The sequence below is a fragment of the Rahnella sp. Larv3_ips genome (genome assembly GCF_003697865.1).
In the GTDB taxonomy this organism is placed as follows: Bacteria; Pseudomonadota; Gammaproteobacteria; order Enterobacterales; family Enterobacteriaceae; genus Rahnella; species Rahnella rivi.
The window spans coordinates 44011-56330 of sequence record NZ_MJIB01000003.1; the positions used below are offsets into that span (position 1 = coordinate 44011).

4 protein-coding genes are annotated in these 12320 nt (G+C 53.1%); all 4 read right to left on the reverse strand.

Features of this window, described 5'->3' with window-relative positions; translation table 11 throughout:
• A partial coding sequence (locus ED901_RS00285) for an Ig-like domain-containing protein (protein ID WP_162997793.1) occupies nucleotides 1-4617 on the reverse strand: 4617 nt, incomplete at its 3' end.
• Nucleotides 4618-5153: 536 nt separating this feature from the next.
• On the reverse strand, nucleotides 5154-7751 hold the full coding sequence (gene acnB, locus ED901_RS00290) for a bifunctional aconitate hydratase 2/2-methylisocitrate dehydratase (protein WP_122094155.1): 2598 nt from the start codon (nucleotides 7749-7751) through the stop codon (nucleotides 5154-5156).
• Nucleotides 7752-8764: 1013 nt separating this feature from the next.
• Nucleotides 8765-10189 (reverse strand): dihydrolipoyl dehydrogenase, encoded by a 1425-nt coding sequence (gene lpdA / locus ED901_RS00295; protein WP_056777038.1) that lies wholly within the window; start codon nucleotides 10187-10189, stop codon nucleotides 8765-8767.
• A gap of 213 nt (nucleotides 10190-10402) precedes the next feature.
• Nucleotides 10403-12310: a pyruvate dehydrogenase complex dihydrolipoyllysine-residue acetyltransferase gene (gene aceF, locus ED901_RS00300; protein WP_122094159.1), complete on the reverse strand. Its 1908-nt coding sequence runs from the start codon at nucleotides 12308-12310 to the stop codon at nucleotides 10403-10405.
• Nucleotides 12311-12320: the final 10 nt, after the last annotated feature.

Below are 12320 nucleotides of genomic sequence, written 5' to 3' on the forward strand. Positions count from 1 at the left end.
TGACAATGAGGCAGAGGTTTCAGTTGCACCACCCACCGAGGCCGTGACCTTGAAGGCGATGACGTCGGCTGATGACAGTGTAACTGTCGCCACGCCCAGCGCATTGGTCTTCGTGCTGCTGGCCGAAAGCGTGCCACCTGCCGGCGTGCTGCTCCAGTTAATGTCAGTATTCGCCAGCGGATTTCCTTTAGCATCCGTTAACGTGGTGCTTAAGGTGATGATGTCCGTGCCATTCGCCAGCGCCTGAGTTTTATCGCTGCTCACTGCACTCATCTGCGCCGTGCTGATATCAGCCACATAACTCACGCTGCTGGCGCTGAGGCTGCCTGCCGGTGAAGTCAGAGTGGCCGTCATGATGGCATCAGTTGCCTTCACGGACGTTGCGGTGATCGTCGCAAGTCCATCGGTACCGGTCTGACTGCTGTTGCCTGACAACGTGATGTTAGCGTTGCTGCTACTCCACTGCACCGTCGTCCCCTTCACCGGGTTCTGGTTGGCATCGGTTACCGTTGCCGTCCAGGTGATCACGTCAGTGCCGTTCGCCAGTGCCTGCGATTTGCTCGCCACCACGCGGGTCAGTGACGCGGTGCCCGCATTGGCCACGACATCAATGGACTGCGTTTTACTGCCGCCCGCCGCGGTCGCCGTAATCACCGTGGTCTGTGCGCGAGTTTCGCTAAACTGCGCCGTCGCCACACCGTTACTGTCGGTTACAGCGGAAACCGGCGTGAATTTGCCGCTGGTGTTGTCGCTACTCCAGTTAACTGTTGCGCCAGGTACGACGTTACCGTTTTTATCATGCACGACAGCCGTCATAGTGACAGTGTCCACACCTGCCACCACGCCCGTGCTTTTGCTGGCATCGAGACTGTAAACAGTGGCCGTGCTGGCATCCGCCGCAAAGGTCAGCGACGGCGAATCCACTCCTGCGCCGTTAACATTACCGGTGACCACCGTGCTGCCGCTTGCAGCAGAGTGCAGAGTCACTGTCGCAATACCCTGAGCATTGGTGGTGGAACTTCCCGCCGAAAGCGTGCCGATGGCAGGGGCATTACTCCAGTTTACCGCCGTGTTGGACAGGACATTACCGTGGGCATCCGTCACTGTTGCGCTCAATGTAATTGCGTCAGTGCCGTCTGCCAAAGCCTGCGTTTTATCTGCTGTCACGGTGGTGACCTGCGCGGTACTACTGTCTGCTACGTAACTCACTTTACCCGCGCTGGCGCTTCCGGCCGGCGAAGTCAAACTGGCTGTCATCACGGCATCCGCGACTTTCACCGACGTCGCCGTGATCGTTGCGACGCCGCCCGCAGTGGTTTGGCTGGTGCTACCTGCCAAAGTAATATTGGCATTGTCGCTTTTCCAGTTCACCACCATTCCAGAAATGATGTTCTGATTGGCGTCTTTCACGGTCGTGCTCCAGGTCACCGCCTCGGTGCCGTTTGCTGTCGCCTGCGATTTATCAGATGTCACGCTGCCCAACGTCGCGGTGCTGACATCGGCAATCAGGTCAACAGACTGTGTTTTGCTGCTGGTACCCGCTGTAGCCGTGATCACCGTTGTCTGCGCTTTTGTACTGCTGAACTTCGCTGTCGCCACACCCTTGCTGTCAGTCACAGCAGATACCGGCGTGAAGCTGCCGTTACCGTTATCGCTGCTCCAGTTAACCGTAACGCCCGGTACTGCGTGGCGGTTAGCATCCAGCACCGTTGCCGACAGATTAACCGTGTCTTTACCCGCGACCACTGACGCGGTTTTATCTGCCACCAGCGTATCTATCGCCGCGCTTGTCACATCGGCAGTAAACGACAGAGCCTGGGACGTCACGCTGGCCGCATTAAACGACGCCTTCACGGTGTAATCTGCGACATCTGAGGACGTTAACCGGATGGAACTCACACCCTGCGCATTCGTTTTAGTGCTGCTGGAAGATAATGAGCCACTGGTCGGCGTCGCTACCCAGTTGACATCAGCATCCATCAACGGGTTACCGTTGACATCTGTTAACGTCGTATTCAGGGTGATGACATCTGTGCCATTCGCCAGTGCCTGCGCCTTATCGGTGGACATCGGGGTAAACTGCGCCGTATTCACATCGCCAATAAACGATGCCGCAGGCGCGGCACTGGCCGTACCGCCCGGCAGTTGCGCGGAGATAATCACGTCGCCAGCCTTGAGGGTGGAAACACGAATCTGCGCCTGCCCCTGTGCATCAGTGCTGACGGTGCTTTCAGAAAGCCGGGCTGTGGATTGATCGCTTTTCCAGCTCACAGGTGCATTTGGCACTTTATTGCCGTTCGCATCGGTGACTGTCACGATATAGATGACTGCGTCAGTACCATTGGCCACTGCCTGCGTTTTGTCCTGTTTCAGGTCAGTAATATTCATACTGGCACTGTCAGCAGCAAACGAAATGACACCCGTCATTTTGGCATCTGTTGTTCCGGCGCGGGCGGAGACTTTCACGTCACCTGCCACCGTCGAAGCCAGGGTAATTTGTGCATTGCCCAGTTCGTCTGTCGACACTTGCGGTGCACTCAGCGTGGCGATGCCCTGCTCCACTTTCCAGTCAACGGCTGCGCCTTTCAGAGGTTGGTTTTGGGCGTTAACGACATTTGCAACCAATGTGACTTTATCGGCATTATTTGCCGTCGCCTGCACTTTATCCAGGTTCAGGCTCATCACCTGTGCGGTGGAGGCATCCGCGTCAAAGTTGAGCGGCTCACTTTGCAGCGAACTGCCGCCTTCCACCGTTGCGGTCACCATCGCGTTCGCTACGCTCAGACTGGTGACCGTTACGGACGCCATGCCGTTTTCATCGGTCACGCTTTGCGCCGCTGATAATCCGAGAGCGGCATTATCTGCAGTCCATGACACCGTTACGCCTTGGTATGGCAGGCCATCTGCCGTCAATGCTTCAGCCGTCAGGGTGACCGCATCGTTGCCGTTGGCCATGATGTGATTTTTTGATGCACTCAGCGTAGTCAGCCTTGCCCGGGTATCTGCATTTTGCAGCAGGATACGCGCTGTTTGAAGGGCTGTCTTGCCGCTGGCTATTGGCGTGATATCGGCAGTTCCGGCGACGTTGCCGCTGGTAAAGGTGGCGGTATAAACGCCCGGTGCGGATTCATTGAAGGCGGAGACGGTAGCGTTTTTCATTGGCGCAACGGATGTCACGTCAGTGCTACCGGATGGCGTGAGCTTCAGGGTGGCCGACAGTTGAGGGGCTATCGTGGTCACCGGCAACTGATCTGCACCGGTAATGTGTAACGTCACCGTTGAGGTGCTGATGCCGTCAGCGACTAAGGTGTCAGGGCTGACCGTGGTAGAAGACTGCCAGGTCGCAGCATCATAGCCTGCCACGAAGACATCCATTTCACTGCTGTTAGAGCCGTTGCCTCTGGAATCGAAGGCCTTGCCTCTGACGATGTAATGATTATTGACCGCGCCATATTGATAATTTGGCAGGGTAATCGAGTATTGGCCCGAGTGTTTATCTTGCACGATTTTACCGCCGTGCTGCAGGAGTTCATCCGCCTGCCAGTCAATGCGATCCAGCCCGTATTTGCTGTTAACGACGACAGAAATTGGGAAGGTGGCGCTTTCTGCCCCTTCAATTTTGGCCGGTAAACCCAGCGAAATCAGATCTTGCTTGCGATAATCCAGCACGATGGTGTTGTTGCGGTTAACCAGATCCATGCGACTGCCAAGCAGTGAGCGTTTCACTGCTACCTGGGATGCATCCAGCTGTTTATCGAGGCTGACGCCCGGTGCATAACTGAAGCTCAGGTTAAACTGCGTATCCTGAGTATCGCCTTTGCCCATTTTCTGGCTGATTCCCGCTGTTATAAGCGTAAAAGGCGTGTAGTTCAGACCGACAGTGACCGCATAGGGATCTTTCTGACGGTTATCTTCATCATTAAATAAATCGACGTTATCGCCATAATACTGCTCAAATACGACGCTTGCGCCGAGTTGTGGCCATGAAGGTAAATAACCTTCCGTACGAATATCGAATCCGTTGGCCGCGCGCTCGTCATAATCCTGATAACGTTCTGATGCCATCCAGTCAGTGAGTCGCATATAACCATTCGCTGATATCTTTAAATAATCCCAGCCTAATTCCCCTCCTATGCCCACACGCTGGTGATGATTTTGCGACAACTGACGGTCATAGAAGGTATTCGCCCCCCACATCCAATTCTTTTGAAAATGGCGATAACCCATGCCCGTATTAATAATATTGCGGTCATCCGCGCGGCGTGCGCCAAGTTGGGTGAATAGCAGGTTGGTTTTGTCGTCATATATCGGCAGCAGAACATCTAAGTTTGCATCTTCGAGTGAAAAATCATTATCTACCGACACTTGTACGCGCGCAGTACCGAACTGGTTCAGCCAGGACTCAACGCTTTGCGCTGCCTTGCCCGTCGTACCGGTTGCCACCATCCCCTTCAGTGCATCGCTGGAAGAATCACCGGAAAGCAGCGCACCCGATTGAACTGCCAGCCCTGCCAGCGAGGTATTATTATCGTTATCTGGCGTGGAGGTGGAGGCTGAAAGCGCTGTCTGGGGACTGTCTGAGGATAATTTTCCATTCGACATTTTCTCAGTGACCACAGGTGCTTTCGTTTCAGCGGAGGCATTAAAAGAAAAGGCATAAACACATAAGGAAGAATAAGAAAACTGAATACCTATTTGTAATATGCAAACAAATTTGGAAACACGCATTATCTATTTCACTTTACATGTGTCATTAAAGGAAGCGAAGTAAATTGCAAAAGGCAGTTATATTTCGCAAGGGGCGAAAATTTAAACCACAAAACCCTTCAACTCTACTTAAAGAGTATTTAAGCAATAGTTAACAACTCGCAACCCATTAAAAATAAACAGTCAAATGAAACACTTACTCAATACATATAAGTTACTTGAATAATAAAAATAAGCCGAATACCGGTCACTTAAGGTGACCGGCATTGTTTTTTTGAAGGATAGGTACGCTGGTGAAATACGGCCATGCCTGCGCCTGAGATAGCTGCATAAAAAAAGGTCCATGGAAGCCATGAACCTTTTTACACTCGCAGTGGGATCGGTCAGCCGATCCTTAAACGATCAGCATAAGCCACCTTTCAATGACCACAGTGAATAATGACGATTTAGACTGCGGTCTGGAAAATCACGCCGTCAGCTTTATCGGTGTATTCACTCAGCTTGTCGAAATTCAGATAACGGTAGGTGTCCACCGCGGTCTTATCGACTTCAGCCATGTAACCCAGATACTCTTCCGGCGTTGGCAGACGGCCAAGCAGGGAAGCAATCGCCGCCAGTTCTGCGGATGCCAGATACACGTTGGCACCGTTACCCAGACGGTTCGGGAAGTTACGGGTAGAGGTAGACACCACGGTAGAGCCGTCGGCCACACGCGCCTGGTTACCCATACACAGTGAACAGCCAGGAATTTCAACACGCGCACCGCTCTTACCAAAGACGCTGTAATAGCCCTCTTCGGTCAGCTGCGCCGCATCCATTTTGGTCGGTGGCGCAACCCACAGACGGGTTGGCAACGCGCCTTTATGGCTGTCGAGCAGTTTACCCGCCGCACGGAAGTGACCGATGTTAGTCATGCAGGAACCGATAAACACTTCATCGATTTTGCTGTTCTGTACGGAAGACAGCAGACGTGCGTCATCCGGATCGTTCGGTGCACAAAGGATGGGCTCTTTGATGTCCGCCAGATCGATTTCGATCACCGCTGCGTATTCCGCATCGGCATCGGCTTCGAGCAGTGTCGGGTTCGCCAGCCACTCTTCCATGCCTTTGATGCGGCGCTCAATAGTACGACGATCGCCGTAACCTTCAGAGATCATCCACTTCAGCAGCACGATGTTGGAGCTGAGGTATTCTTTGATCGGCGCCTGATCCAGTTTGATCGTACAACCGGCCGCTGAACGTTCTGCGGACGCATCCGCCAGTTCAAATGCCTGTTCAACTTTCAGTTCCGGCAAGCCTTCGATTTCCAGAATGCGGCCAGAGAAGAGGTTTTTCTTACCTTTCTTCTCAACGGTCAGATGGCCTTCTTTGATCGCGTAGTAAGGGATCGCATGAACCAGATCGCGCAGGGTGATGCCCGGTTGCATTTTGCCTTTGAAACGCACCAGAACGGATTCCGGCATATCAAGAGGCATCACGCCGGTCGCTGCAGCAAACGCCACCAGACCGGAACCCGCCGGGAAAGAAATCCCGATAGGGAAACGGGTGTGGGAGTCACCGCCGGTGCCGACCGTGTCCGGCAGCAGCATACGGTTCAGCCATGAGTGAATGATGCCATCGCCAGGGCGCAGTGAAACACCGCCGCGGTTCATGATGAAATCAGGCAGCGTGTGGTGCGTGGTCACGTCAACAGGCTTAGGGTACGCTGCGGTATGACAGAATGACTGCATCACCAGGTCGGCGGAGAAGCCCAGACACGCCAGGTCTTTCAGCTCATCACGGGTCATCGGACCGGTGGTGTCCTGAGAACCGACAGACGTCATTTTTGGTTCGCAATATTCGTTTGGACGAATACCGGCAACGCCACAGGCGCGGCCCACCATTTTCTGTGCCAGCGAGAAACCTTTGTTGCTTGCAGCAACCGGCTTCGCGATACGGAACACTTCGCTCTGTGGCAGCTTCAGTGATTCACGGGCTTTGGTGGTTAAACCACGGCCGATGATCAGCGGAATACGGCCACCGGCACGCACTTCATCGAGCAGCACGTCGGTTTTCAATTCGAAAGTGGCGATCACGTCGTTGGTTTCGTGGTTACGCACTTCGCCTTTGTACGGATAGATGTCGATCACATCGCCCATATTCAGATCGGAGACGTCCACTTCGATCGGTAAAGCACCGGCATCTTCCATGGTGTTGAAGAAGATTGGCGCAATTTTACCGCCGAGAACCACACCGCCGCCGCGTTTGTTCGGCACATGAGGAATGTCATCGCCCATGAACCACAGCACGGAGTTGGTGGCAGATTTACGTGAAGAACCGGTACCGACCACGTCACCCACGTAGGCCAGCGGGAAACCTTTTTTGTTCAGTTCGTCGATCTGTTTGATCGGACCGACACTGCCCGGTTGATCCGGGTGAATGCCTTCACGTTCGTTTTTCAGCATTGCCAGCGCGTGCAAAGGAATATCTGGACGGGACCAGGCATCCGGAGCCGGTGACAAATCATCGGTGTTAGTTTCGCCGGTCACTTTAAAAACAGTGACGGTGATTTTTTCAGCCAGTTGCGGGCGTGACAGATACCATTCGGCATCGGCCCACGACTTCAGGATTTTTTTCGCGTGTTCATTGCCCGCGTGTGCTTTTTCTTCCACGTCGTAGAAGTTATCAAACATCAGCAGCGTGTGGGACAGCGCTTTAGCCGCGATAGGTGCCAGCGTGTCGCTATCCAGTGCGTCGATCAGCGGATGAATATTGTAGCCACCCTGCATGGTGCCCAGCAGTTCGATAGCTTTTTCAGGGGTGACCAACGGAGAGGTGGTTTCGCCTTTGGCGACGGCAGCCAGGAATCCGGCTTTAACATAGGCGGCTTCGTCGACGCCCGGTGGAACACGATTAATCAGCAGGTCTAACAGAGTGTCTTCTTCGCCTTGCGGCGGATTCTTCAGGGACTCAACCAACGCTGCCATCTGTGAAGCATCAAGTGGCTTAGGGACGATGCCCTCTGCAGCACGCTCGGCTACGTGCTTACGGTATTCTTCTAGCACGACTTTCTCCTCGCTCTCATTGTCATTTATTATGCCTGGCTTCCATCATCAGCATCGCGTCATGCCTGTAGGGACAGGGGAATTCAAGCGGTCTGATGAATCGGGGACACTGCGGGTAAGCGTGTTTCTTAATGCTGAAACGTCACGTCCTGAACCTAAGCACAGTGCCCTTTTGCGCCGGGGCAGCATAGCAGGATTTTGCCCGCTTGTTAATTCGTTCACATAAAAGCAACATTAAATCTTTGCTGAATCGTTGAGCACAGACGGATCGGCTGTTCATCGCAATTCGCCCTCTAGATCATCACATCAACCCTGTGGGTACAAGGGAATAAATGACAGAGAACGCAGAAAAAAGGCACAAAAAAACCGCCCAAAAGGACGGTCGATTTGTATCTTCCAGGTGCTAGCAGTCACGAAGAAGACAGTGCATTTGAAACAATAAAGCGCTACCAAGCGAGTGCATATTGAACAGAACATGAGTAAAAAGCAATCTTAAAAAATGACTTTGCGGCACGCTTTCCAGGAATATGCAGCAATCCTTCAGGCAGCTATTATTTGCGATAAGATTTTTACGGGCTGCTTCGCTGGCCTAGCAGCCGGTCACCGGGCTTCAGGAAGCGGGTTCATCAGTACTGCGGTTCAGGCGCTACCAAGCGCTTGTTTCACCGCTATTTTCCCGGTGAGATGCCGGTGGTCGTGGTCCGTAACAGGAATCACGCAATGAAAAGGACGTCACTTTGTATCCTGCTCGTTGTACTGGGAAGTTCGTTGAGTGCGGGCAATAGCGGGTGGTCAGTCTCACACGTTAACGTTCACATCAATGTTCTCTCCCGGAACAAGTAATGCTAAAGGTCGCCTTTCGGGGCGACCTTTTTTGAACTCAGATTTCAAGCATAAAAAAAGCGGCACTTTTCAGCGCCGCTTTTTCAAACCCTAAAACCGATATACCTGAATCATTCAAGTTGCATCAAGGCGGTAGCCAACGCAGAGGCAGCCTGAAGGATGACGGTATATTATTTCTTTTTGGCTTTCGGGTTTGGCAGATCGGTGATGCTGCCTTCGTAGATTTCTGCTGCCAGACCCACGGACTCGTGCAGCGTCGGGTGAGCATGGATGGTCAGCGCGATATCTTCTGCATCACAACCCATTTCGATCGCCAGACCGATCTCGCCCAGCAGCTCGCCGCCGTTGGTACCGACAATCGCACCACCAATAACACGATGAGTCTCTTTGTCGAAGATCAGTTTGGTCATGCCATCTGCGCAGTCGGAAGCGATAGCACGGCCGGAAGCTGCCCACGGGAAGGTGGCAGTTTCGTAGCTGATGCCTTTTTCTTTCGCTTCTTTCTCAGTCAGGCCAACCCAGGCAACTTCTGGCTCAGTGTAGGCAATGGATGGAATGACTTTCGGATCGAAGTAGTGTTTCTTGCCGGAAATCACTTCGGCAGCCACATGGCCTTCGTGAACACCTTTGTGCGCCAGCATTGGCTGACCGACGATGTCGCCGATAGCAAAGATGTGTGGCACGTTGGTACGCATTTGTTTGTCGACGTGGATGAAACCACGGTCGTCAACTTCAATGCCTGCAGCGCCCGCTTCCAGCAGTTTACCGTTAGGAACACGGCCGATAGCCACCAGCACGGCGTCGTAACGCTGTGGTTCAGCAGGGGCTTTTTTGCCTTCCATCGTGACATAGATGCCGTCTTCTTTGGCTTCTACCGCGGTCACTTTGGTTTCCAGCATCAGGTTGAATTGCTTGCTGATTTTCTTGGTGAAGACTTTCACCACGTCTTTGTCAGCCGCAGGGATCACCTGATCGAACATTTCTACCACGTCAATCTGAGAACCCAGCGCGTGGTAAACGGTGCCCATTTCCAGACCGATGATACCGCCGCCCATCACGAGCAGACGCTCAGGGACGGTTTTCAGTTCCAGTGCATCAGTGGAATCCCAGACGCGTGGATCATCATGTGGAATGAATGGCAGTTTGATTGGACGGGAACCCGCCGCAATGATGGCATTGTCGAAAGTGATGGTCGTTGGACCATTTTCGCCTTCAACAACCAGAGTATTCGCGCCAGTAAATTTGCCCAAGCCGTTGACGACTTTGACTTTACGGCCTTTCGCCATCCCTGCCAGACCACCGGTCAGCTGGTTGATGACTTTTTCTTTCCAGACACGCACTTTGTCGATGTCAGTTTTCGGCTCACCGAAAACGATGCCGTGCTCGGCAAGTGCTTTTGCTTCAGAGATCACTTTCGCGACATGCAGCAGAGCTTTAGAAGGGATACAACCTACGTTCAGGCACACGCCCCCGAGAGTGGAGTAACGCTCAACCAGAACAGTTTCAAGACCTAAATCAGCGCAACGGAAAGCAGCAGAATAGCCCGCAGGGCCCGCCCCAAGTACCACGACCTGAGTTTTAATTTCAGTACTCATCATGACCTCTTAATTTATGTCCGGCGGGTCTGACGTCATTTTTATGTCGCAACGCCCATCATCCACCGGGTCGTTCTATCCGCCCGCAGTTTACAAAATTGTTAACAAATTTGAAACAACAAACGGCATACGATTTGTGCTTAGCCCCGAAAAATCTCAAACAGCATGAAGAGATTATCAGAAAAAAGCCGGCCGTTTGGCCGGCTTTTTCGCTTACATCACCAGACGGCGAATGTCAGACAACACGTTGTTGATGATGGTAATGAAGCGCGCGCCATCGGCACCGTCAATCACACGGTGGTCGAAGGAGAGCGACATTGGCATCATCAGGCGCGGTGCGAACTCTTTACCGTTCCAGACTGGCTCGATAGCAGACTTGGACACACCGAGGATAGCCACTTCCGGCGCATTGACGATTGGCGCGAAGTGGGTCGTCCCGATACCACCGAGGCTGGAGATGGTGAAGCAACCGCCCTGCATTTCGCCAGCAGTCAGCTTACCGTCACGGGCTTTCTTGGAGATAGCCATCAGCTCACGGGACAACTCGGCGATGCCTTTCTTGTTCACGTCTTTGAAGACCGGAACAACCAGACCGTTTGGCGTATCAACCGCCACACCGATGTTGATGTATTTTTTCAGCGTCAGTTTCTGACCATCTTCAGACAGTGAACTGTTGAAGCGTGGCATCTGCTCAAGCGCTGCGGCAACGGCTTTCATGATGAAGACCACTGGGGTGAATTTCACGTCCAGTTTACGTTTAGCGGCTTCATCGTTTTGCTGTTTACGGAACGCTTCCAGCTCAGTGATATCGGTTTTGTCGAAGTGCGTAACGTGCGGGATCATCACCCAGTTACGGCTCAGGTTCGCACCAGAGATTTTCTGGATACGGCCCAGTTCGACTTCTTCAATTTCACCGAACTTGCTGAAGTCCACTTTCGGCCAAGGCAACATGCCTGGCAGACCGCCACCCGTTGCTGCTGCCGGCGCGGCTTCAGCACGTTTGACTGCGTCTTTCACGTAAGTCTGCACGTCTTCACGCAGGATACGACCCTTACGGCCCGTCCCTTTGACTTTCGCCAGATTCACGCCGAATTCACGGGCCAGACGACGGATAACCGGCGTGGCGTGAACATAAGCATCGTTCTCAGCGAATTCGCCTTTGCTCTCTGCTTTAGCCGCAGGGGCAGCCGCTTTCTGTTCCTGTTTCGCAGGAGCAGCAGCCGCTTCTTCTTTCTTCGCCGCCGGAGCAGGCGCAGCGCCTTCAACTTCGAAGACCATGATCAGAGAGCCGGTGCTGACTTTGTCGCCCGCAGCGATTTTAATTTCTTTCACGGTACCGGCGAACGGCGCAGGGACTTCCATTGAGGCTTTGTCGCCTTCAACGGTGATCAGTGACTGTTCAGCACTGACTTTATCACCGACTTTCACCATGATTTCAGTGACTTCTACTTCGTCGCCGCCGATATCAGGTACGTTCACTTCTTTGCTGCCGATTTGTGCGGCAGCGGCAGGTGCCGCGTCTGATTTAGCTTCTTCTTTCGCTGGTGCGGCAGAACCGGAACCGGCGATTTCGAAGACCATGATCAGAGAACCGGTGCTGACTTTGTCGCCCGCAGCGATTTTGATTTCTTTTACAGTACCGGCGAACGGTGCAGGGACTTCCATAGAGGCTTTGTCGCCTTCCACGGTGATAAGCGATTGTTCCGCTTCCACTTTGTCGCCCACTTTGACCATGATTTCAGTGACTTCAACTTCGTCGCCACCGATATCAGGCACGTTCACTTCTTTGCTTTCGCTGGAAGCAGGCGCAGCGGTAGCAGCAGCGTTCTCTTGAACATTCGCTTCTGCTTTGGCTTCCTGTTTCGCCGGTGCGGCATCAGCAGCACCGTCAGCGGCTTCAAAGACCATAATCAGTTTGCCGGTTTCGACGGTATCGCCGACCGCAACTTTAATTTCTTTGACCACGCCAGCTTGTGGAGAAGGCACTTCCATAGAAGCTTTGTCGCCTTCAACGGTGATCAGCGATTGTTCAACGGAAACGGTATCGCCCACCTTCACCATGATTTCGGTGACTTCCACTGCATCTGCACCGATATCCGGTACGTTAATTTCAATAGCCATCTGTCTTTAC